The organism is Brasilonema sp. UFV-L1, assembly GCF_012912105.1.
Taxonomy (GTDB): Bacteria; Cyanobacteriota; Cyanobacteriia; order Cyanobacteriales; family Nostocaceae; genus Brasilonema.
On the sequence record NZ_QMEA01000006.1, the window covers coordinates 61,682 to 85,160 of the forward strand.

The window sequence follows — 23,479 nt, forward strand, 5'->3', positions numbered from 1 at the left end:
TGAACTGCATAAATTATGAACTTAAATGACCTAGCAGCCAATTTGCTGCAACAACGCAGTACCCCAGATTTGATTGCAGACGCTTTGCGAAAAGCAATTGTGGAGGGAATTTTTCAGGAAGGACAATCTCTAAGACAAGATGAAATTGCCACTCAGTTTGGAGTGAGTCGCATTCCTGTGCGGGAAGCTTTACGTCAGCTTGAAGCAGAAGGATTGGTGACACTTCATCTCAATCGCGGAGCAATGGTATCATCACTTTCTCCAACAGAAGCACAAGAAATCTTCGAGATTAGGAGTGCGTTAGAAGTCAAAGCAATCCAACTGGCAATTCCCAAGCTAACCGCATCAGATTTAGAAAAAGCCACTATCATTTTAGAAAAGACAGACCAGACAACTGACGCAGGTTTGCTTGCGAGACTGAACTGGGAATTTCATGAAACGCTTTATGAAACTGCACAACGTCCTCGACTACTGACGATGATTAAAACTCTACACCTAAATGTTGACCGTTATGTCCGTCTTCAGATGAGTCAGATGGATTACTCAGAGCGTTCCCAGAAAGAACATTATCAATTATTGGAGGCTTGTCAACAGCACGATACGAAAGCTGCTGTTAGGTTACTCAAAAAACACATTGATACAGCAGGAGAACAACTAGTTGCATACTTACAACAAAACGTTTACCGAAATTAAACTTCAGATACCGGCGTTGCTGAATCAGCGTATGAATTGTCATTCTGTTAGCGCAGCGTGCCCGGAGGGCATACGTAACGAAGTGAAGCGTTAGCGCAGCGTGTCCCAAAGACATAGAATCTCTGCAGATGCTTCATTTCGCTTCGCTACATTCAGCATGACAAAACTAGATTCATACTTCAAATCAGCAACGCCCAGATACCTAGTTATTTGTATGGGAATTGGTTTGCAGTTCTGCAATCAGGTTTGTTAAGATTTACTTTATAAATCACCTTTCACAGAGCAAGCTAAACGAGATTGACTTAGCCACGAGTGATCTTTGGGCTATTTTTGACAGTCGTCCATTCGTTTTTAACTTTTCAACACATTTACAACACCTGCTTCCTTCTCTATTCGGTCTAAAGCCTTCTTCGCTCTAAAAACAACTCGTAAATAAGCCACCTGATGACTCCAAGCCGAACGAGGTAACAGAGGTGCTTGAGAGTCTACCTGAGTCTGGAACTCAGAAATAGTCGTATTTTCTTCAGGCATAGAATCAGTGGAGATTTAGTTTTCTTTATTTTGAACTTTGAATGTGTTAGTAGCGTGCCGTAGGCAGCGAATTTTGAATTGCTTATGGCTCTTGTTGCCAACTTTCTGACCATTGAATGCGATCGCTACTAAACTGAAGTGGATCATTTGTTGGCAAAGGAGCATCAATTGCTTCCTCAATCAGAGCAAATTCACCATTATCAAACGGGTTTCCCTCCGCTTGGTGCTTGAGAAAAACCCGCTCACGAACATCGCGTTTTGCTTGCGTGAGAGCACGGTGATGACAATAAGGATTATTACCTCTTTTATCAAAGAAAACATGAGCAGTCCAAGAGCAACCACCACGACAGAGTTCAGCAAATTCACAACTTTTACAGAAACCCCAAAGATGTTCTGTCCCTTTAGGAGTATCAGCTCCGAGATTAAATCGTAATTCTTCTGTTTGTTCGATGATTGTTCGGAGTGAGTGGTCGCGGATGTTTCCTCCGGTGTATGCTGAAGTAGGCAGTGAAGGACAACCTTTGATGGCACCATCCGCTTCAATGCCCAAAGTAGACAGTCCCGCGTTGCATCCTTGCCAGAAAGCCCAAGCATGTCCTCCCCGTAGCAGTCGTTCGTAGGGACCGTAATAGCCGATATTGTTTCCTGGCTGCACCTGCACACCTTCTTGCTTAGCCCTTTGGGCAACACGAGCTATCATTGGGTAGACATCTAGCAGTTCATAAGGTTGCAGCAGAATCTCGCTATTATCCGCTGCATTTCCCATTGGGACTGTTAACTGAATCTGCCAAGCAAAAACGCCAGCATCGCGGATACATTCGTAGATTTGGGGAAATTCCGGTGCAGATAAGCGATTGATTTGAGTGTTGCAGCCAAAGGGAATACCGACTTCCTTAAGATAGCTCATGGTCTTAAATGCCCATTGCCAAGAGCCTTTTCTACCCCGGAGACGGTCATGAGTGGCTTCCAACCCATCAACCGAAACAGAAACGACTCTAATCCCAGCTTCTTTCATCCGGCGTGCTGTATCCAGAGTGATACCATAACCACCAGTAGTCATCCCACAAAGCATTCCAGCATTGGTAATAGCAGAGGCAATTTCCAGCCAATCAGGACGCACAAAAGCTTCACCCCCAATTATGGTGACTTCTGTAATCCCAACTTCTGCCATTTGTCTAACTAAATCAAGGGCTTCTTTTGTAGAAAGTTCTTTCGCCCTTGTCTGACCAGTACGAGAACCGCAATGCTGACAAGCTAAATTGCATTTCAGCGTTATTTCCCAAACCGCATAACTAACTCTGCGATATGTCATTGAAATACTCTGGGCTAATTTATTCAGATCGGGACAGACTTATCTGCATCCGTCCCAAAAACCTAACCTTATTGCTCAAACTTCCTTAAAATTTTTCTTGCGATATGACAACTCCATACATAGGCTGATACACAGGAGGAGTGTATGGCCACTTAAAAATGGGTGAGTACTCAGTATCTGGTTGAGAAACTACTCCATACATCGGTTGTACATCCGTTCCACCAAAAATAGTTGCCAATTCTTTTTCGTCTAACTCTGCTAGCTCATCCTCACCAGCACTTAACTCCAACAATAGGGCTGTATATTCTTCAAATTCTTCTTGGGTGAAACTATAGCCAGCAGTTTTGACAGTTTGGCTACATTCATCCTTACTCCTAACTCCTTGAATTTGAGTACGGAAAGCTTCGTCAGTTGCTAGTCTTTGATAAAATGCTTTAACATTTTCTAGAGACATAATTTCTCCCTGGGATTAGTTAAATACAGGTAGTACCGCTACTTTTGCAAGTTACCCATTCAAAAGGAGCCAGTGCCTTGGGTAATTGCCAAGGTCTTGGTGGTTTCCCCAAGAGGAGCACAAGCGCGTCACCTGGCGTTCAAAAGTCCTTTTTTTTCGAGCTTTTGACCTCCTAGAGATGGTAACTTTATTTCTGCACCGCCGTACTAGTATCCTAGCTGATATCTTGCACCATTACTTTGTAAATTACCAATGCTTATATTAAGTAGTGTTTAAATTTACTCAAAAATTAGTTCCAATGTCAATCGATTTTAATAGACTTCGGCTATGAGCGGCGGGAGGTATTCTCAAGAAACCCGCTAGTTTCACTCAGGTGCAAGATCTCATATTATGTTCGGTAAATTACTTATGATATGTCCGCAGCGGAGCACGTAGCGGGCAAGGGAGGACATACAGAACGAAGTTAAGTCAAGTGTAATCCCAACGCTCTTGCAATTGCTTCGCGTTTGCCTTAGGCACGCTACGCGTTAGCCCTCTGGGCGTGCGCAAAGCGCATACGCTTGCTGCGGACAACTGTTCAACCGGACATGATATCAGTTAGCACAGGGCAAACGCACCAAAATAAATTAATTACCCAATAACGAAATAGGAGCGTCGAGAATTTTCAACTGGACTAATGCCAGAATCACAAGAGTATAAATCGTTGAAGAAACTAAACCTGTAAGTAATTCTTTTTTTAAATTACGCTCCTGGGATTGATTTGGCAAAACATCCATAGCTCCAAATTGCATCAAGAGAATACCAACAATATTAGAAAGCCAGTAGCCGACTATTGAGCAAGGCAAGAGTAACTTTGGATCAAATAAACTACAGACATACCCAAAACCATAAGCAATTGGTAAATTGAATAACAAATCATTCCACCAACATAGTGGTGATAGCAAATATCCGAGAACTAAAAAAAATCCGCCTCTGAATTTCTTGAACGTAATTTGTTTCCAGTCCCACAAAGCAGACAACTGTAGCGGCTTCGGAGTTGTTTGTCCTGCTACGCTTGACTCCTGATTGACGACTGGGAGATTTTTCATCATAATTCATAATTTCTATATCTTTTCCGTAGTTTAAACTAAAAACTCAGAAAAAGTCCAGTGCAGAATCATACAGTTCAGAATGGATTGATCTATTTTTTCTCCCTCTTACGCTTTGTTCGGAGGATGAGGACGTATTAGTTTCTACTTTATTTACAAACACATAATAAAACTAGTTGTGTAACAGTTTTATTAAATTAGTGACAAAATTCCGTAAAACAACTGTACGAAACATAGAGAATAAGAGAATAAGTACAAAAAATGTAAGAATTCAGGAGCCAGAATCCAGGAGCGTTCCCCCTGCCTACGCTCCGGCTCCGCTCCTAGGTGCTAAATTCTTACCAAAAAATCTCACCATTGGCTCAAAGTTGTGATACCTATAATTAGGATACTGTTTTCTATGAACAATATGACTAATTCACCTTTAACGACTTCTTTGTTAATTGCAGGAACTGTTTTTCTTACTATTGCTGTTGTCGGACAAGCCAGATTAGGTTTTGCTGAAATCAATCCTGGTTGTTTTGGAAGATTTTTAGCTTTAATTATTGGTTTGTTTAGCTTGACGTGTGCTGTTTTAATAGTCTTATTTCCAGCAGAATTTGTTGATTTAATAAGAAATTATTTGGTACAGGAAATTCAACAAAACCTGGGTTTCATTATCTAAGCTCAAGCTTGATAAAGAAAGAATTCAGGAGTCATACTGTTTGACTTTAATGTTAATAGAAATCGGCAGTAAGAGAGCAGGAGAGCAAGGAGGAACTTTTTTGTATAAGTAATTTTGTAAAATGGTATTGGGAGCCAGAATATGTCCTGAGCCTGCGGTTCTGCTACGCAGTACGGACACGCTACCTGAACAGCATGAATTCTTTAGATTTGGTGATAAATAAACGGGTTTAAGTCCCCACCAAAATTGCTCGCGTAGCGTGTCCAGAGGACATAGATTTGGTGGTTATCAATTGGTTATGGGTTTGAATCTCCAACCAATCGATTCAGGAATTGTGGCTTATGTCTTCTGACTGGAGGTGGAGCGTAGGCAAAGAGAACGCTCCTTCTTTAAAATAACTGAGAAGCTGTAAAGAAAGAATGCGTTACTCTCAAGAGTAACGCACCTCTAAACAATAAATTTCTTGTGAAAGTCAGAAAATGTGAATGTCATTAGTCACGAAACGCAGTGTAGCGTTAGCGTAAGCGCAAGCGCACGCAATCATGCGTTCCGCGAGCGCGTGTCCCAAAGATATGGAATCTCCTGTAGATGTTTCGCTCCACTTAACATGACCTTTCAAGCATTTTTGCAATATTGTCTAATAACAATGAATTAATAATATGCTCCTACAAGGCTATAAATAAGCGCTGTCAAAACTATCGAAGTAATAATAACATATGTAAATTCTCGCTTTCTTAGAAAAATGAATAGAGAAATAGCTACACGGAGAATTGGAGTCGCAACGAGTAGCAGTAGTCCAAGTTGAATAATACCACGGCGACTACCTGACAATAGCGCAACTATAACACCTGATGGAGAACAGAAGTGGGATGGTTCTCCTTGAAAAAAATGATAATCAGCAGGTTCAGCACCGTGACGAATCAGATACAAGATACCACCTATTAAAACGATAATGCTAGCCAATATAACGCCATACTTTAGTACATGACTAAGCAGCTGCTCAAATTGCTGTTCACTTAGTGTTTTCGTATCTTCCTTGTTTGTATCAACCTCATAGTTCTTAGGAGACTCTGCTATTACACTAGTCTGCTGGGCTAACTGTTGAATATCACTGTCTGGTTTTTTTTGCTGCATTTGGAGTTTCATAACTTCATTCTCTGATGGTGTCGATGAACTCCACCAAAAACCAAAACTCATTTTATTCATTCTAGAATCCCCCAATTAGACTGTTGTAGACCATTTTGAATGCCATGACTACCAGCACAATAGAGAAAATAATTCTCAAAATCTGAGTTTTGGCTCCCATTAAAACTCGTGCTCCCAAAAAAGCACCAGGTAGTACCCCTAACATTACTGGCATTGATAGTCCTGGGTCAATGTAACCACGCGCTAAGTAAACTCCTGCTGATGCGGCTGCAGTTACGCCAATGATAAAATTGCTGGTAGTTGTAGAAACTTTGAACGGGACACGCATGATTTGATCCATCGCCAAGACTTTAAACGCTCCCGAACCAATGCCAAGCAGTCCAGAAAGAACTCCAGCGAGTAACATTATGCTAAAGCCACCGGGGACAGAATGAACTTGATAAGATACTAATCCTTCAGAAGTTGGGTAAGTACTATTAAGTTGTAAATAACTTCCTAACGGATCCGGTGATTCACTTTCAGAGTTATCAAGTTTGGGTTGCTGTGACACATAAGCTGAATAAAGTAAAACAACAGCAAGAACAATGGTTAGTGTTTTGACTGAAATTAAAGTGGCTATTAAAGCTCCTATTAAAGCTCCAATTGTTGTTGCCACTTCTAGAAACATTCCTAATCGCAGATTGGTATAGCCTTTTTTAATATATATAGATGCCGCACCTAAGGAAGTCGCAATCACAGACACCAACGAAGCACCAACTGCATAACGGATATCAACTCCAAAAACTGAAGTTAACAAGGGAACAATAACAACTCCACCTCCTAAACCAGTTAGCGCTCCTAAAAAGCCAGCGGTAAATGACCCAATCCAAATCAGTAAAGAAAACTCTAAGATGTTCAAATTTTATTCCTTTATATTGTCAATGTTATGAAGTCCACATTACTTAATAAAAATCTAAATTATTCCAAAAATTCTTCCTTCGCATTATAAAAGATATGAAATCAAAAAAAAAGAGCCTTTATTCGTTCAATCTTTAAGTTTTCCTTTGATTTTTGATAAGAATTAATTAATGAACTTTTTTTGCAGTGGACGAGTGCAAACAAAATTCAATTTTATGAACATGAAACCACAGATACACAGAGATTTTGAACAATGCCGTGGATCGCTAGAGCACCGGTACAGTGATTCCAAAAACCCGGTTTCTTTAAGGTGGCTCAACGAAAAATCAGTCTTTTCGATCACAGAAACCGGGTTTTTTACCCATATGCGTGACTTATGTACCGACGAGCACTCTGTAGAGTGCATTTACCGTTCCAATACTCAGATACCAGATTTTTTCAAGAAATCGAATGCACAGACGCGGAATTTCGCATCTATGCAACGCCTGCATCTTCACGTAAGATGAACTTTTATTCCTCACTTATTAACTGCGTTTCTTCTGGAAGTAATGTTGTTTCCTCTACAGGAGGAGTTTCACTAACGATAGTGTCTTTAGTTAAATGAGGTCTAATAACCAGGCTTACGCCAATTGCCCAAGCTATAGAAACCATCCATCCTGCCAGAATATCACTGGGAAAGTGAACTCCTAAATAAAGTCGTGTCCAGCCAATACCTAATACAAATAAAGTCCCAGCAATCAGAACAACCCAGCACCAAACACTACCCCAGGTTAAAATGACAAGAGCTGCAACCAGTGTCATACTTGCCATGGAATGACCGCTGGGAAATGAGAAACTAGACTCAGGAGCAAGTGATTCCCAAAGGTGGGGACGCACTCGATGCATGAATTCCTTTGCTGTGCGATTGATGATGGCGCTTCCGATCTCAGTGGTGAGTAGATAGGTGAGCGATCGCCACCGTTTTTGGCTTAACAACACCAGTCCAATCACACAGACAATGGGAAAAACAATCCGAATTCTCCCAAATTGAGTCAGCGTTACGGCAATAACATCCAGTTGCGCCCGTGCTGTGGAATGAACTGCTACCAGAATCGGTACATCCCAAGGGAAACCACCTTGATTGTTCCATATCTCTACCGCCAGCAACCCAAAGATTTGCAAAGGTAGATAAACCCCAATCAATAGCAGTACAAGAGAACGCCAACGAGCAACAAGCAGCTTTTTAGAGAAGTTGAGAAACGACGGGATAAGCTTGCTCAAATCAGTGCTAAACATTTTTAATGGAACTTAACAGAGTATGTACGACTAATATTTGTAATATACGCACTTTACCGCATACACCATACATCACCTCTCCTTACTAAGGTAGATTGGAAGCATTTGCACAACTACAAAGAGATTTTTTGGGAAAAAATATATAGCAAATAGTACACTGTTTAACCAGAAACAAGAGTTAATTTCTATTTCAACAGCTACTGATATTGGATTTAACAGCAACACAACCTATCGTCAGCAAATTGAGAAATTAGCCGAACAAATTGAGGCTCTCAATCAAAACAGTGAAGCGTATTGCCCTATGGGGTGAGATTTTTTTGCTTGAAAATTTGCTATTTGTAAAGGAATGGTATTTCCGTGGAGTAAACCCTGATGGTTGCACAAGGGCAGTACACGCATGAGTTTAACAACCTGCTTCAGACCTTTGATGCTTGGATAAACTTCAGTAAGGCGAGCTTTGACTATCTGTTAGTGCTGCTTGATGTCTGGGTGAGGGCATTTGAGGAACTGATGCGGGAGTTGGTATCTTCCCAAAACAAGGGTGAAATCGTTGAGAACTGGCGGCAGTTTCTGCAAGTCTGGAGTAGTATATTTGACCGAGTATTCGCACAGAGGTTCCATTCTGAGGATGCCCTTGAGATCCAGGGAAAATTAATGAACGCAGCCATGACCTGGCGGCTGCAGCAGCAACAACTGATGGAAGTGCTTCTCAAGATCAATGACCTGCCAACTCGTAGCGAATTGGACGAGATTTACCGCAGCCTCTACGAATTGCGAAAGGAAGTTAAAAACCTTAAAAAAACCTTGGCAGAATCCCTTAGCAATCAGGTATTGTAAGCAAGCGATGCACGAGTTTACTGAACTATTCCAAAAACTGGTCAAGGGGATTGATATATCAAGCCGCCTGCGCGAAGAGGACGTTCAGATTGGGGTGACACCCAAGAAGGAGGTCTACAGGGAGGATAAAGTGGTGCTATACCGTTTCCAGCCTCCAGTAGAGACGCCATATATGGTGTCTGGTCGCATCCCCATCCTTATTGTTTACGCCTTAGTCAACCGTCCTTACATGGTCGATTTACAACAGGGGCGATCGCTCGTTGCCAATTTGCTCAAATTAGGTTTGGATATCTACTTAATTGACTGGGGGTATCCCACCCGAGGCGATCGCTGGCTCACTCTTGACGACTATATCAATGGTTATATCAATAATTGTGTGGATGTGATACGCAAGCGCCACAACTTGCAGCAAATCAACTTGTTAGGAATTTGTCAGGGGGGAACCTTTAGCCTTTGCTACAGTTCCCTTTACCCAAATAAGGTGAAAAACCTAATTACTATGGTCACTCCGGTTGATTTCCACATCAATCAGGGACTCTTCAATGTTTGGGGTAGATGCACTGTGGGGTCAGAGGCTGTGGACGTGGATCTCATGGTAGATACTTTGGGCAATATCCCCGGCAACTTCCTAAACTTCACCTTCATAATGCTCAAGCCTTTTCAGTTAGGAATCAAAAAGTATATTGACTTTCTCGAGATAATTGACAATGAAGAGAAACTTGTCAACTTTCTGCGGATGGAAAAATGGATTTTTGACAGTCCCGATCAAGCTGGTGAGGCTTACCGACAATTTATCAAGGACTTCTACCAGGGAAACAAACTCATCAAAGGTGAAATCGAGATTGGAGGGAAGCGAGTAGATTTGGGGAATATCCGCATCCCGGTTTTAAACATTTACGCAACGCAAGATCATCTGGTGCCCCCTGCATCTTCCTTGGCTCTTGAGAAATACATCCAAAGTCAGGACTACACAGTTTGCTCTTTTCCTGTCGGACATATTGGGATATACGTGAGCAGTAAGGTTCAGCAGAACCTTCCTCCAACCATTGTCGATTGGCTGAAGGTGCGACTTGTCTGAGGTAGGAGGTTAGTAAGCCAACAAATAGCTATTATAAATTGACAAAATTCCAGCATTTTGATACCAGACATCTTGCACCACACTTGTGAGACTGCAAGTCGCCAAGTGCCAAATTGATATAAGCCTCTTTACCTAAACGGAGACTTGATTTTATGTTTTCTTCTAAAGCTAAACCTCAAGCTAAACGCATCCTGGTTGTGGATGATACACAAGATAATTTGTCTCTACTAGAGGCAATTTTGATGGAAGAGGGGTATGAGGTTGATGTTGCCAATAATGGCAAATTAGCGTTAGCCAAGATAGAAGCATCGCCACCCGATCTCGTGTTGCTCGATGCCATGATGCCAGGAATGAGTGGCTATGAAGTCACTCGGCGTATTCGGCAAAATAAAAAACTCCCTTTTATTCCTGTTCTTCTGATCACGGCTTATACAGAAGCTGATGTCCCCCAAGGATTAGAGTTAGGAGCTAATGACTTCATCCGTAAGCCGATTGATTTTGATGAATTAATGGCAAGAATTAAAGCATTTTTGCGATTGAAAGACACCATGAATTCTCCTTCATAATTCGTCACGTAGTTGAATGTGACGCGGGTGTTTTGACGAATAGCGGCAAGATGACAGTGAAGGTGGAGCCAACTCCAAGGAGCGATACCAGCTCTATTTTGCCTTGCATAAGTTTTACTAGCTGCGAGACAATTGCCAACCCTAAGCCAGTACTATCGGGTACACGAGTGCTGCTATTGTCAGCTCGAAAGAAGGGGTCAAAGACACGCAATTGGTCTTCTGGTGCAATTCCAACGCCTGTGTCACTGACTGCAATAGACCACTGGTTATCGGATAGTATCTGGCACGTTAATTTGACGCTACCTGACTCTGTGTAGCGAATCGCATTGCTTAGAAGATTCGTGATTATTTGCTGCAATCGCAAAGGGTCTGTCACCACTTTTTCGGGGGCACGTTCGCAATCAACCACCATTTGTAGCTCTTTCGCAGCAGCCAAAGGGTGCAACATTTGAAACACATCGTCGATTGACGATCGCACATCTATTGGCTCTGGGTTCAGTTTCATCTTCCCAGACTCATACCGAGAGATTTCCAATGTATCGTTGATCAAGCGGAGTAACAGTCTGCCATTGCGTACCACTCGCTCAATGTGTTGCAAATGGGGAACCGTGCCCTGAACTTCAGGGTTTTTGCGTGAGGAGCGCAAAATCAACTCCGAGTAGCCAATAATCGAATTGAGAGGAGTTTTCAGTTCGTGGGCGAGTTGAGAGACGTTCTCCTGATTCGCTTTTAGCAAGCGAGTCAGTTCCTGATTGGTTAGCTCTGCATGAGTTTGTAGCTGCTGGAGTTCCCGCAATCGCTCGTCTACATAACTTTTGAAGCACTGGGCAATTGCTTCGTCAATCGTCGCGTCAATCACACTATAAACTCGCATGACTTCCCGAGCTGTACCCTCTAGTAGGTCTGCCTCTAAAGTAGAAAAGATCACCTGACGCAGTAGACGATACTCCCGCGCAATTTCTGTTGGAGCGAAACCTTGTGCAGCCCTCAATACGCCATGTTCCAAACTATTCTGCACTATCGACTGAATATCGCTGTCTTGGGATTGGGAAAGCACGGTTGCCATCGCCATGAGAACATCGGGAAGATGATCCCGTATGGCTGAGCCTGGTAAATCATCGGCACTCGAAATCTGCCTATCAAGGCGAACTGCTTCAACCCAGTTTTTTAGGATTGTGTCTCTTTTTTCAACAAGCAATTGACTAAAATTCATTGTGGCTGGGGCGCGCTATTGAGTAGATTGCAAAACCCTCTTTGCATCATTCTAATTGAGCGCTCACGCAGTTTACGCACGCTAGTTGTGTCTTGCTTTAGATAATTTCCACTTGAGTTTTCTGTCAGTTTTGCAATTAGGACAAAATTGCCCAAAATCTAGCACGGATTTCTGGGCTTTTGTATTCATGAATACGAACAGGCTTAACATTATGCCTTCTCTCTTTAGATAGAAGATTAGACAAAGTTGCAGGGTTAGATTTTAGTCATTGACTTTTTTAGTGAATTCAATCTTTTGATTAATATAATGAATAGGAAAAGTTTTATATGACACCGGTTCATACTTAAAAAACTCCCCAATATTCTTTTGGGGCTTTATTAAAGCTTAGAGTATGTTTGTCAAAGAGACTATTTTATAATTCATTTACAAACACACTCTAAAAAAACAGAAACCACTCCACTCTTTAATCTGTGAACCCAATGCCACTCTACTACTCAGTTTTTTTCTTCATACTTTCCGTAACATATTGAAATAGCTCTCCCAAAATTGCTTCTGGGTTTCGATTGACATACGGGCTAACAGAGCTTGCAATTCTAAAGAACTTGCCACTACGGATTCCTGGAATTTTAGGGTATTCTCGAAATTGTCACGGAAGTTTGGTGTGGTGAAGCTTTGCATATTCGGCATCATAGATGTCCAGCTATTGAAAAGCCCTCTCTGCATTTCGCTTAACTGCCTTAAGTACTGCTCAAAATTATTGAAGAAATCCATTGTCGTTGCCCCTTTGACTTTGTTATAGAATAAAATTGTCTTGTATTAGACTTTTTTAAATAATAATTGATAACTAGCTCTTCTGAGTGATGTATCAAAAATATTTTTAACTATTCATGGTAAAGTTTTTTTTTTAAAGCGCTATTTCAACCATGAATATTAAGTATTAATTGTGCGAGAAATAACTATTTTTGGCAAACACTGAAGAAGAGCAAATCCACCTTTGCTCAACGAATGGAATTTGCTTTCATAAGCATCCCGCTTAAAGTTAGTAGCGCTTAAGGACGTGGTTTTGTAAAAATGGTAATCAGTATGGAAGAAGCTTATATTGTCTCAGCAGTACGCACGCCACTAGGTCGGTTCGGAGGTGTTCTTGCGGGTTTTTCCCCAGTGGATTTAGGTGCGATCGCCATGCGCGCTGCGTTGGAACGGGCGGGAATCTCCGGGGAAGCATTAGACCTTTACATCTTTGGAAATGTCCTCAGAGCCGGTCACGGACAGTCATTGCCCCGTCAAGCGGCATTCAAGGCTGGGATTCCAGAAACAGTGAACGGGTATGCAGTGGACATGGTGTGTTCGTCGGGCATGATGAGTGTGATGAACGCCGCCACTGCTATCCGCGCTGGTGAAGCCGACATCGTACTTGCTGGCGGAATGGAGTCTATGTCCCAGACCGGATTTTTCCTATCACACCGAGCGAGATGGGGTTACAAATTCCTGCTGGGTGCGCCAGAACAACTCACGGATATTTTACTTTACGACGGTCTGACCGATCCCACTACCGCTGAAGCGATGGGAGAGCAAGCTGAACGGCTGGCAGCGGCTTACCAGGTTACGCGGGCTGACTTGGACCAAGTCGCCTTATATTCACAACAGCGGGCAACACTCGCCTCGGAGCAAGGTTACTTCAAGAAAGAGATAGTACCAATTGAGGTCAAAGGGAAGAAAGGTTTGCAATTGGTGGAAAAAGATGAAGGCATCCGTCCGGAAACCAGCTTAGAGAGCCTTACCCGACTAAACCCTGCTTTTGCAGAGGATGGCGTGTTCACTGCGGGTAATAGCAGTCAGATATCGGACGGAGCTGCAGCTCTTGTGTTGGCAAGTTCTAGGGCGGTGGAACGTTACGGACTAATGCCCCTAGCTCGGATTGTAGGGGGAGCATGGGTAGGTGGGGAAGCTTGGCGCTTCCCTGAAGTTCCCATCTTGGCAGTGAATAAGCTTTTAGACAAGCTGAAGATGAAAATCTACGATTTTGACCTGTTCGAGAACAACGAAGCTTTCGCTTTAAGCAACGTGCTGTTCAATCGGGTGCTGGGAATTCCCTACGAGAAACTAAATATCTTTGGGGGGGCGATCGCACTAGGGCATCCCATCGGTGCTTCTGGGGCACGAATTGTAGTTACACTACTCAACGCTTTGCAGGAGCGAAATGGGCAGTTAGGGCTGGCAGCTGTCTGTCATGGCACTGGCGGCGGTACAGCGATCGCACTCTCGCGACTTAAATAAGTCAAAAGTCACATATTCAAAAGAAAAACTTACTCATGATATCTTTAGGACTGGAAGACAAAGTCATCTTGGTAACGGGCGGTAATAGAGGGATCGGAGCGGCAATAGTCAGTCTTCTAGAGGAGTTAGGAACCAAGGTTGCTTACACACACCGCAGCGATAGCAATGATCACTATGGAGCTTTGGCAATTCAAGCTGATGTCACTGACTCGATAGCAATGGAAACAGTGGCAGAAAAAGTTGAACACAAACTAGGACCAATTTACGGGATAGTCGCTAACGCTGGAATTACCCGAGACAACTTTTTTCCCAAACTTAAGGTAGATGATTGGGATGAGGTAATAGATACAAATTTGAAGGGAGTATACAACACGCTGATGCCCGTTATCCCCAAGATGTACGAGCGTCGGGAAGGCTCGATTGTCTGTATCAGTTCAATTTCGGGCGAGCGGGGAAACATCGGTCAGACCAACTATGCGGCATCCAAAGCAGCTGTGATTGGTCTAACAAAGTCCCTCGCTTTAGAGGCGGCTCGCTACGGTGTGCGAGCCAACGCTGTGGCACCGGGATTTATTGAGACTGATATGGTCAAGTCGGTTCCAGACAAAGTCAAAGAGCGCATTCTGTCTGAGATTCCTTTCCGTCGTTTTGGTAAGCCTGAGGAGGTTGCCTGGGCTGTGGCGTTCCTGCTCTCGCCGATAGCGAGCAGCTACGTCACTGGTGAGGTTCTCCGAGTCAACGGTGCCCATCACACTTGAGGACAACGGCTGATGCTTTAAACATGATGGAGCAAAGTGTGAACACTGCGGTTGAAGAGCAGAGAATAAATGTAAACGGTTTAACCACTCGCTACTTCACGGCGGGCAATTATGACCCACCATTAGTGCTGCTACATGGAGATGCTGACAGCGCTCTTGATTGGTCTTGGGTAATTCCCACGCTGGCTAATCGTCATCGGGTCTACGCATTGGACTTTCCAGGTTTTGGCGATGCTGCTAAGCCCCACCGCGAATACTCGGTGGAATTTCTAACGCAGTTCGTGGCTGATTTTCTCAACGCTCTAGGAATTGAGCGGGCGATACTGGTCGGCAACTCACTAGGTGGTCTGGTTGCGCTGCGCTTTGCACTGTCACATTCCCAGAAGGTGGCTGCTTTGGTGCTGGTAGACAGTTCGGGGCTGGGTCAGGTGGTCAACCCAATCCTGTCCCATTTGACTATGCCCTTGTACGGGGAGGCTGCAATTACCATGTGCAAAGTTCCTCCTAGCAACAAGCTGCGAGCTTGGGCACGGGCGGCGTTGCTTTTCGCTCATCCCTCACTCGTTCCGGAAGCGTGGATAGCAGAGCAGGAGCGAATGTCGCTTCTTCCCGGCTTTCTTGAAGCCACCCTATCCTCGCTGCGTGACCAGCTTAATTTATTTGGACAGCGCCAGGTGTTGCTTGACTCTTTAGGGCAGTTGCAGATGCCAACCCTTGTTGTCTGGGGTACTGAAGACTTAATTTTCCCAAAAGAACAGGCTCAAGATGCAGTCAGCCGTTTACAGAAAGGACAACTCGCCTTCATACCTGAGTGTGGTCACATACCTCATATTGAGCGTCCCGAACAGTTTACGGATGCGTTGAGCCAGTTTCTGGCGGGCGTTGATTTTTAGTAAGAACTTTAAGGAGTAGCATCAATGCAACTAAAGCCAATAAATCAGCAGGTTGTTTCGGTCGTTGGAGCTTCGAGTGGCATCGGGCGTGAGACAGCACTCCAGTTTGCACGGCGTGGGGCAAAGGTGGTTGTCTCTGCTCGCAGTGAGCCGAAGCTAAATTCCTTGGTGGACGAGATTCAAGCGTCTGGCGGTGAAGCAACTGCTATCGTTGCCGATGTAGAGGTCTTTGATCAGGTCAAGGCGATCGCTGACCGTACCGTCGAAGTATACGGGCGACTCGATACGTGGGTGCATTGCCCGGCGATCGCCGTCTTTGCCACGTTCGACAACACCACACCAGAAGAGTTTCAGCGCGTCGTTAATGTTAACTTAATGGGGCAGGTCTACGGTGCGATGGCGGCACTACCTTATCTCAAGCGTGAGGGGCGGGGGGCACTGATCCACATATCTTCAATCGAGGGCAGGCGAAGTTTCCCATATCAGAGTGCGTATTCCGCAGCAAAGCACGGCATAGAAGGCTTTGTGGAATCCCTGCGTGTCGAGCTGCTACATGAGAAAGTACCCATCAGCGTGACAAGTGTGAAGCCAGCGGTCATCAACACACCCTTTTGGAACAATGCTCGCACCAAGTTAGGCGTGAAGCCAGCAGGGATACCGCCCTATTATGACCCTAAGCTAGTAGCTGACGCAATTCTCTACGTTGCTGAACATCCAACTCGTGACTTCTTTGTTGGGGATGCGGCTAGAGCGCTAGATGCACTTCAGCGGCTCTCGCCCGAACTGGTAGATTCCTTGTTACTACTCATCGGCTTCCGGCTGCAGCGCACCACTGAGCCAAAGTCTGAAGATGCACAAAACAATTTTTACGAGCCAGTCCCCACTGATACCAGAGTTGAGGGAGACTTTAGCAACATGGTGGTACCAAGCATTTCTGACTGGCTGGATAAGAATCCGCAGATCAAATGGGGTGCAGTTGCTAGTACGGCAGCGTTAGCATTGTTGGCGGTACAAGCATTTCAGAACGGAAGGCAACTGTAGCATTAATTGCTTTATTGTCAAAGCGTTTGGACAAACCTGTGCAGGTCAATTTCTGGCAAAGGTGTGGAATTGGTGATTACACTGGGTATGGGTTTTGGTTCTGCTTTGTTTGTAGATGGTAAAAATTTTTTTCTTCAACAAGTGCAACCCAACTGATAAAACTATGCATAAAAACTGGGTTTTGGTAACTCATCATTCAATGCCCAGTTTCCCAAATCTCGCACTTTGTAATCTACTGGATCATGCAGAGTGAAAGTGCGGAGATTACGCCAGTATCGGTCAAAGCCATATCGAGTACTGGTGGCGCGTGCGCCCATCACTTCAAAAATGCGGTTAGTGATGTCTAAACCAACTCTGGTGGCGGCAACTTTGGCAGTGGCGATCGCCACTGCTGATTCTCCTCGTTGTTCTGCCGTTAGCGCCCATTGCTGTTCCCAAGCCGCTTGTAGTAATTCCCCCGCTTGCTCAGTCAAACAAGTCGCTGCTTGCAGGTCAACCCACATATTACCATAGTGCTGGAGAATATAGGGGTCTTGGCTTGCACTTTCTACGCTTGATGTCAGCCAAGGTCTTGTGATAGTTCTAGTATATTTTTTAGCTGCTTCAAATGCGCCCTGTGCAATTCCCAAATAGATATTGGCAAGGTTCAATTGAGTTAGGCAAGAGCGAATAGTGCTGAAAGGTTGACTTGGTTTATTTCTACTACCCAAAATTTCATCAGAGTAAACTAGCACATCGTCAAAAGTAATACTACCACTATCGGTTTGACGTTGACCTATATTATCCCAGTCATCATGAATAGTAACGCCTTCCCGTTGTGTAGGAATTGCCAGGATAGTTAATTCACCAGTTTCAGTATGAGTAGCAGTAATAGGTAATACATCGGAGTCTTGAGATCCAGAGCAGAAGCTTTTGATACCATTGAGACGGAAATGATTGTCCTGTGATCTTAGCGTTGTTCTGTGATCCAGGGGGTTGAGAGCATTGCACCAAAACCAATTGTTGCGGATAGTTTCGGAGTAATACCACTCTTTCTGCTTGGCTGAACCAAAGATATGAGGAACAACCACACCTAAATGATGGTAGGAGAAAATATGAGCAATTGAGCTATCAACTTTGGCAAACTCGCGAGTTATTTTGAGTGTGGTGATCCAAGTTTGCCCGAGACCACCGTACTGTGTGGGTACAATCAGTTTGAGCAAGTTGCTTTCACGCAGGCGATCGCGTTCCTGTTTTGGTGTTCCTCCTTTAGCATCCCGTGCGACTGCTGTCTGAGCAAATTCCTCTGCTAAAGACTTAGCAACAGCAATGTAATCTTCTGATTTTTTGGTTTCGATGACTTGCATTCGTTGCAATTTCTCCCACTAAAAAATAGGCGACAATTCCTGTAACCAATTAGGATGTAGTAGAGTAAGGCCTCCCCAAACAAGCAGACTAGTCCCTACTACTGGAACTAGCACACGACTCCAGCTTGATGTTTTCTCTGCTACCATCACGCCAGTTAGTAATAACATCAAGGTAAGATGCCCTACTCCCACAGCAAACATGACTAGCATCAACGCCCAGCAACAGCCCAAGCAGTAAACACCATGCCTAATTCCCAAATTCCAGGCAGCTTTTAACCCTCTTTGGTAGTGGTGAGTCAGAAAACTCAAAGGATGGCGACACGACTTTAAACAATGTTCCTTCAGTCCGCTAAACTGGAACGCACCAGCCATTAGCATAGTTGTACCAGAAATCAGCCAAGTACGTTGACGAAGCCACGGTAAGGAATTAACTAAATGGTGCAATCCCCAGTCACCCAAAAAATTGACGAGAGCAAAGCCAGTCCAGACTGTAGCATAAGCACAGATGAATACGACCAAAAGAAGATAACTTTTCTCTTGACTTTGTTGCCGACTCACTTTCGAGAACAGCCGAATCAATGGTAGGCTGGAGGGCAACATCATCGCCACTGTCATCACCTGCCAAGTTAGCAGAAAAATAAACAGTTTTAGGAGTAGAGGTTGAGATTTTTCCTCCATCAAACCATCATGATGCAACCAGTGGTCTTGATTAGTAACTACTAAAAGCAGCATTAACACCCAAGCTAAAAATACCACCCCCCAAACCAGCACCATATCATCAGCTAGAAAGTTATACAGCCTGCTTAAGAGTGGATGTACAGATGTCGTTTGGCGCGGTGAATTATTGATCACTGTTTAAGCCTCAAAGCGAAACTCACCCTGAATAGCATTGCGTCCGTTGTATTCCCAAGTCAGATTGAACTCTGGTAAATTCACCTTGTGATAGGAAGCTTTGCCAACGTAAGCAGGAGAACCCGGAATTGTGCTGAAGATGCTATCAACTAGCTTAGTAGGTTTGCCGTCAGCACTGCGGTAGGGTGCCATTTCTGCACTCAGTACATCTGTAATGCGAATCGTCCCTTGGGCTTCTTTGATTTGATACTCAATTGGTGCAACTCGCACATCCAGATTCTCACTCACTAATTTTGCTAAATCGGCGATCGCCCCTCCAAGTTCACCTGTAAAAACTTTGATTAATGCCTGCTGTTGTTCAGATGTTCCTTTTGCATCAATATAAATAACTGCTCGCCAATTTCCCGCTAAGACATTTCCAGGAATATAGACAATTTTCACAAGCGTTAATCCAGAAACATCTAAACCCTGAATTTCTCCCTGTTCAACGTGATAAGCTATAAAACTATCACAACTTCCCCCATCAGGATCTTCTCCAATCCAGCAAGGGCAAGGCGTATTACAGGAACATGCTTCCAGGATTTGTCCTTCTAACTCATATGTTTTGGTAGCTGTTGTCATTTTTATTTTTCCTGTTAATCTTCAATCTAAGATAACTGTGAACTACCTACCTAAGATAACTGTCACTGACGTTGGGAATCCAATATGCAAACTTAATATTCACCATGATTGCACCTCTTTTTGTGCTGTGTGAAACCTACTAATTAGTTGTTACTGCTGCTGTGAATCACCAGAGTAAAGTTTGGACATAATGTCAGAGTTTGTAGATATAACTCAATTTGACGCAGGAAATCCTACGTTCATGTTGAAAAATTAAATTTCCCTAAATTTTGTGTCAAATTGAAAATTTTTAAGTCCTTACTGATAATTTCAATAAATATACTGCAAAACTACCAAGTTACCGCTGTTTTTTTGTATTAAACCACAGCTTATCCTTAAAGGCAAGTTTTTGGTGACATTTGTGAGAATACACACGTCATGATCAAAAATCATAACGTGTAAGTTTTTCTAACTTATCATCCTGCTGGAAAACCCCCTGTGCGTAGAATTCGTCATCCAACAGTCAAAAAAAGTACTATTAAGCCCAAAAAAGAATTGTCACGTGTCAGCTTAATATTTAAGAATTATGCATCGTACATAAGTACTACACACAATTTGGGTATTTTACTTGAAGTGATTGCCGGAGGCGCAGCTACGCTTAACGCATGATTCATATTTTGATTCAGCAACGCCCATATTATGGTTAATTTGTACAGTACGTAAATTCCAATAAATATTGAGTTTATATTTATTACAATGTTTCTAACAAAATATCTAAAATTTTTTATGACTTTTAAATGAATCTCTGCAACCTATGAAAATTCAAATTTTTTGTAGATACTCAGGTGGCACACTATCTATTAACCAAACACCGTTATCGGAACAGTAGAATTTATAACCGGCTTGATACATAGCCGCAGTATCTACGAGCAAAACTACTGGTTTTCCATGTCTTGCACCTACAATTTGTGCTGTAGCAATATCTTTTGATAAATGGACATGATGTCGCAACATTTTGCAGAGTCCTGTTTGCATTATTGACTCTACAGATTTGTGTCCCGTACCGTGATAAAGCACGTCTGGAGGAACAACAGGTTCTAATTGTAAATCAACTTCTGTTGAGTGACCTTGGTTAGCACGAATCAGAGTGCCTGTGGAGTTAAAAGAAAAGCGTTTTTTCTCGTTGAGTTCAACCACCACCTGTAATTCCTGACGGGTGAGTGGAAATTTGTTTTTAGCGCAAGCGGTAAGCAGTTCATCAACACTAACCCAACCACCAGGGGCAAGTTTAATTCCAATTGCATCCGGTGTATGTCGCAAATATTTGCTAAGATATTTGCTGATTTTGACGAGGCGAGAATCACTCATATGATTGCAGTAGCGTTATTTATAATACATATATATATTAATTGTAATACATGATAATTTTTAGTAAATCGACAGAATTTGTCTGACTATCAGACCTGATGCCACTCTAATCATCACAATTAGTGTTATTCTACCACCAGGAACTAGTTGGTGATCTATAACAATCCTATTAGGAGTCTATTTGTGAGCAAATCAATTTCTAAGTTAGTTGATGAACTACCAACCAACAATTTGACTGTTCAGGCATTGCGTGCGCTCGATTTTATTGCTCCTGGTGAATGGCAAAATGTAGTTGGCTTTGTCAACACCATTAAAACTGTAACTGGCGAAACCGACGAAAGGCTGATTCAACAAATTGGCGAACGAGCAGTTTATCTCTACAACGATCGCTCTCAAGGATACCAACGAGCAATGTGGCTTTATCAGACCGTTGAACATACAGATAAAGCACTTGGTGCAGCCGCATTCGCAAACAAAGTGGGTGAGAAAATTCCCCTTTTAGGTTTTTTAAACCGACTCACTCCCAAGGCTGATAAAGCACAAACCATAGATTTGTGCTTAAAATTAGTTGTTGAATTAGTCGCTTTCTGCCAAATTAACGGTATTCCCGGAAACAGTATTGGGGATTTTGTCAGGTCTTTGGGTGAATACAGCGGTGAATCTTTCATCCGCATGGCTGCATTAGTTTGCTTTGATGGTTTAATACCCCTAGGTCCAGACTTTATTAACAAGGCACTATCTAGAATTAATCAGACAAGTCCTCAGGAGTTAGAGCAAAACTCGACTTTTCAAAATATCAGAACAGAAATTCCAGGTAACAATTCCACTAGCAAACTGAACTTTATCGGCGAAAGCTTCAATTCAGTCAGTGGTTGGATGAGTGGTCTCATTACTTCAAAAAATTTAACACCACAAAAAGTAGCTAACAACTTACAAGGTTTTGTCGATTTTGCTGATGATAAGCTAGACTTTCTCGCTGCGTTGCTGGATATATCCACGAATTACTACGAACATACAGGTACACAAACTTTAGCACGTCGATTGATAGAGCGAGCGGCGGCTGAAATTTAACGCAAGCAAATTCGGGTCTTTTTGTTGCTAATAATGTTAATCAACTATGAATGAAGCATCTTTCTTTTGAGAACCTGGCGATTGCTGCCCAGGAAAATCTTGATTGGCAATAATTTCGCCAAATGGACTCAAGACATGTTGCTGTTCAACTGTGGAACCATTCTCCAGTGGAAGATGAGGCTGCAATCAATTTGAGTAAAGCTGTCAGTTAGACAGTGATAGCCTGTGGACTGGATAACGCCGACGTTACCAGGATGAAGCAAGGAAGTAAACGAAACTTAATCCCGATTGAATAGCTTTGATAGTTGTTGATGAGGTTTGAGTAGGATTTATGTAACAGAATAAGAGTTCCGCGACTCGATAAGCCTCTTCCAAGTGGGGATAACCAGAGAGGATGAAGGTATCAATACCTAAAGAAGTATATTCCAACATTCTAGCGGCAACTGTACTGGGATCACCGACTAAAGCAGTTCCCGCACCACCTCGGACTAAACCGACGCCTGCCCACAGATTTGGACTAATTTCCAATGCTTCGCGACTACCTTTATGCAGTTGAGTCATGCGGCTTTGTCCAACAGAATCCATGCGGGCATAAGCTTTTTGTGCATTGGCGTTAAGCGTAGCTCTCCGTAGGAATCGCCTTGTCATCCACATACCGAATTAATTCCTCCGCCGCCTTCCAGGCTTCACTTTCAGTTTCCCGCACAATGACATGCAAACGAATGCCAAACCGCAATGTTCGTCCCTCAGCTTCTGCCAGTCTGCGAACTGAGGCTATTTTTTCAGCAACTTCAGCAGGTGGTTCACCCCAAGTTAGATATACATCCACGTGTTTAGCTGCAACACGCTGGGCAATCAAAGAAGAACCGCCAAACCATAAAGGTGGGTAAGGTTTCTGAATTGGGGGAAATAGCAGTTTACCACCCTTAACATTGAGATATTCTCCTGTAAAGTTGATTTCTTCGCCTGCACTAATTTGCCGCCACACTGTCAAAAACTCATCCGTCAACTCATAGCGGTGATCATGACTCAGGTGCAAGCCATCTCCCGCTAACTCTATCGGATCGCCGCCTGTCACCACGTTAATCAGTAAACGTCCGCCAGAAAAACGATCAAAAGTCGCCGCCATCCGTGCTGCTACTCCAGGTGAAACCAATCCCGGACGTACTGCCACTAGAAAACGCATCTGTCGAGTCAGCGATGCTAGCGTTGACGCCACAATCCAAGCATCTTCGCAAGAACGACCCGTAGGTAATAATGCCCCAGCATAACCCAGATCATCCACCGCTTGAGCAATTTGTCGTAAGTAGGGAAAGCTAACTGCCCGCCCACCTGTAGCAGTTCCAAGGTACCGCCCGTCGCCGTGGGTTGGGATAAACCATAGTAGCTGCATAATCGCTATCCTATAAATATACGGTAAACTGATTAAATTGCCGTATTAATTTGCTAACTTAAAAGTATTGCACAGCCAATTCAGTAAATCAAGCTCTTACCAAAAGCAGGAAGTTAGCAATGCAGG

General features: G+C 43.4%; 23 protein-coding genes and 2 pseudogenes. 11 read left to right on the plus strand and 14 right to left on the minus strand.

The features are described 5' to 3' along the window. Nucleotides 1–15: 15 nt before the first annotated feature. On the plus strand, nt 16–693 hold the full coding sequence (locus tag DP117_RS03505; RefSeq protein ID WP_169216949.1) for a GntR family transcriptional regulator: 678 nt from the start codon (nt 16–18) through the stop codon (nt 691–693). A 351-nt stretch (nt 694–1,044) separates the two neighbouring features. On the opposite strand, the gene DP117_RS03510 is transcribed toward DP117_RS03505, so the two are convergent. From DP117_RS03510 to DP117_RS03525, 4 genes are all read right to left on the minus strand, one after another. Then, a complete protein-coding gene (locus DP117_RS03510) occupies nt 1,045–1,224 on the minus strand; it encodes a hypothetical protein (protein WP_169216950.1) in 180 nt (59 codons plus the stop codon). Nucleotides 1,225–1,306: 82 nt separating this feature from the next. Continuing rightward, a complete protein-coding gene (locus tag DP117_RS03515) occupies nt 1,307–2,536 on the minus strand; it encodes a nif11-class peptide radical SAM maturase 3 (protein ID WP_169216951.1) in 1,230 nt (409 codons plus the stop codon). An 85-nt stretch (nt 2,537–2,621) separates the two neighbouring features. Beyond that, nucleotides 2,622–2,990, minus strand: coding sequence for a Nif11-like leader peptide family natural product precursor (locus DP117_RS03520; RefSeq protein WP_169216952.1), 369 nt, complete (start codon nt 2,988–2,990; stop codon nt 2,622–2,624). A 626-nt stretch (nt 2,991–3,616) separates the two neighbouring features. After that, nucleotides 3,617–4,078, minus strand: coding sequence for a hypothetical protein (locus DP117_RS03525; RefSeq protein WP_169216990.1), 462 nt, complete (start codon nt 4,076–4,078; stop codon nt 3,617–3,619). Nucleotides 4,079–4,487: 409 nt separating this feature from the next. Between DP117_RS03525 and DP117_RS03530 the strand changes: the two genes are divergently transcribed. After that, nucleotides 4,488–4,742 carry a hypothetical protein gene (locus DP117_RS03530; RefSeq protein ID WP_169216953.1) on the plus strand — a complete coding sequence of 85 codons (255 nt, stop codon included), beginning with the start codon at nt 4,488–4,490 and terminating at the stop codon, nt 4,740–4,742. Nucleotides 4,743–5,393: 651 nt separating this feature from the next. Here the strand turns inward: DP117_RS03530 and DP117_RS03535 are convergent. The 3 genes from DP117_RS03535 to DP117_RS03545 all read right to left on the minus strand — a co-directional run bounded on the left by DP117_RS03535 (nt 5,394) and on the right by DP117_RS03545 (nt 8,060). Next, nucleotides 5,394–5,948, minus strand: coding sequence for a DUF1634 domain-containing protein (locus tag DP117_RS03535; RefSeq protein WP_169216954.1), 555 nt, complete (start codon nt 5,946–5,948; stop codon nt 5,394–5,396). A gap of 1 nt (nt 5,949) precedes the next feature. Next, a complete protein-coding gene (locus DP117_RS03540) occupies nt 5,950–6,786 on the minus strand; it encodes a sulfite exporter TauE/SafE family protein (RefSeq protein WP_169216955.1) in 837 nt (278 codons plus the stop codon). 509 nt (nt 6,787–7,295) lie between these two features. Then, nucleotides 7,296–8,060, minus strand: coding sequence for a phosphatase PAP2 family protein (locus tag DP117_RS03545; RefSeq protein ID WP_169216956.1), 765 nt, complete (start codon nt 8,058–8,060; stop codon nt 7,296–7,298). 372 nt (nt 8,061–8,432) lie between these two features. Here DP117_RS03545 and DP117_RS03550 point away from each other — a divergent pair, with 372 nt between their 5' ends. The 3 genes from DP117_RS03550 (at nt 8,433) to DP117_RS03560 (ending at nt 10,541) form a co-directional block, all read left to right on the plus strand. Then, nucleotides 8,433–8,897 carry a poly(R)-hydroxyalkanoic acid synthase subunit PhaE gene (locus DP117_RS03550; RefSeq protein ID WP_169216957.1) on the plus strand — a complete coding sequence of 155 codons (465 nt, stop codon included), beginning with the start codon at nt 8,433–8,435 and terminating at the stop codon, nt 8,895–8,897. Nucleotides 8,898–8,904: 7 nt separating this feature from the next. After that, nucleotides 8,905–9,975, plus strand: a complete 1,071-nt coding sequence (gene phaC, locus DP117_RS03555) for a class III poly(R)-hydroxyalkanoic acid synthase subunit PhaC (RefSeq protein ID WP_169216958.1) — start codon at nt 8,905–8,907, stop codon at nt 9,973–9,975. 152 nt (nt 9,976–10,127) lie between these two features. Next, on the plus strand, nt 10,128–10,541 hold the full coding sequence (locus DP117_RS03560) for a response regulator (protein ID WP_169216959.1): 414 nt from the start codon (nt 10,128–10,130) through the stop codon (nt 10,539–10,541). Nucleotides 10,542–10,545: 4 nt separating this feature from the next. Here DP117_RS03560 and DP117_RS03565 read toward each other — a convergent pair whose 3' ends face one another. Further along, entirely contained in the window at nt 10,546–11,754 is a 1,209-nt protein-coding gene (locus tag DP117_RS03565) for a HAMP domain-containing sensor histidine kinase (RefSeq protein ID WP_169216960.1), read from the minus strand. Between the two features lie 1,071 nt (nt 11,755–12,825). On the opposite strand from DP117_RS03565, the gene phaA reads away from it, so the two are divergent. The 5 genes and pseudogenes from phaA to DP117_RS35910 all read left to right on the plus strand — a co-directional run. Beyond that, on the plus strand, nt 12,826–14,031 hold the full coding sequence (phaA, locus tag DP117_RS03570) for an acetyl-CoA acetyltransferase PhaA (protein WP_248277513.1): 1,206 nt from the start codon (nt 12,826–12,828) through the stop codon (nt 14,029–14,031). 35 nt (nt 14,032–14,066) lie between these two features. Then, entirely contained in the window at nt 14,067–14,789 is a 723-nt protein-coding gene (phaB, locus tag DP117_RS03575; RefSeq protein ID WP_169216961.1) for an acetoacetyl-CoA reductase PhaB, read from the plus strand. A 23-nt stretch (nt 14,790–14,812) separates the two neighbouring features. After that, a complete protein-coding gene (locus DP117_RS03580; protein ID WP_169216962.1) occupies nt 14,813–15,682 on the plus strand; it encodes an alpha/beta fold hydrolase in 870 nt (289 codons plus the stop codon). A 24-nt stretch (nt 15,683–15,706) separates the two neighbouring features. After that, the gene (locus DP117_RS03585; RefSeq protein ID WP_169216963.1) at nt 15,707–16,723 is read left to right on the plus strand and encodes an SDR family oxidoreductase; all 1,017 of its coding nucleotides are present in this window, start codon (nt 15,707–15,709) and stop codon (nt 16,721–16,723) included. A gap of 48 nt (nt 16,724–16,771) precedes the next feature. After that, nucleotides 16,772–16,846, plus strand: a pseudogene (locus DP117_RS35910) (ROK family protein); the annotation flags it as partial. Nucleotides 16,847–16,884: 38 nt separating this feature from the next. Here DP117_RS35910 and DP117_RS03590 read toward each other — a convergent pair. The 4 genes from DP117_RS03590 to DP117_RS03605 all read right to left on the minus strand — a co-directional run bounded on the left by DP117_RS03590 (nt 16,885) and on the right by DP117_RS03605 (nt 20,889). Next, entirely contained in the window at nt 16,885–18,069 is a 1,185-nt protein-coding gene (locus tag DP117_RS03590) for an acyl-CoA dehydrogenase family protein (protein WP_169216964.1), read from the minus strand. Nucleotides 18,070–18,087: 18 nt separating this feature from the next. After that, on the minus strand, nt 18,088–18,921 hold the full coding sequence (locus DP117_RS03595) for a DUF2182 domain-containing protein (RefSeq protein ID WP_211175890.1): 834 nt from the start codon (nt 18,919–18,921) through the stop codon (nt 18,088–18,090). 3 nt (nt 18,922–18,924) lie between these two features. Further along, complete coding sequence (locus DP117_RS03600; RefSeq protein ID WP_169216965.1) at nt 18,925–19,542, minus strand: DUF1326 domain-containing protein; 618 nt, start codon at nt 19,540–19,542, stop codon at nt 18,925–18,927. 801 nt (nt 19,543–20,343) lie between these two features. Continuing rightward, a complete protein-coding gene (locus tag DP117_RS03605; RefSeq protein ID WP_169216966.1) occupies nt 20,344–20,889 on the minus strand; it encodes an RNA 2'-phosphotransferase in 546 nt (181 codons plus the stop codon). A 183-nt stretch (nt 20,890–21,072) separates the two neighbouring features. On the opposite strand from DP117_RS03605, the gene DP117_RS03610 reads away from it, so the two are divergent. Beyond that, the gene (locus tag DP117_RS03610) at nt 21,073–21,960 is read left to right on the plus strand and encodes a hypothetical protein (protein WP_169216967.1); all 888 of its coding nucleotides are present in this window, start codon (nt 21,073–21,075) and stop codon (nt 21,958–21,960) included. Nucleotides 21,961–21,996: 36 nt separating this feature from the next. Here the strand turns inward: DP117_RS03610 and DP117_RS03615 are convergent, their stop codons facing one another. Together DP117_RS03615 and ssuD are read right to left on the minus strand one after the other, a co-directional pair. Further along, on the minus strand, nt 21,997–22,146 hold the full coding sequence (locus DP117_RS03615; RefSeq protein ID WP_211175892.1) for a hypothetical protein: 150 nt from the start codon (nt 22,144–22,146) through the stop codon (nt 21,997–21,999). A gap of 60 nt (nt 22,147–22,206) precedes the next feature. Continuing rightward, nucleotides 22,207–23,353, minus strand: a pseudogene (gene ssuD / locus DP117_RS03620) (FMNH2-dependent alkanesulfonate monooxygenase). Nucleotides 23,354–23,479: the final 126 nt, after the last annotated feature.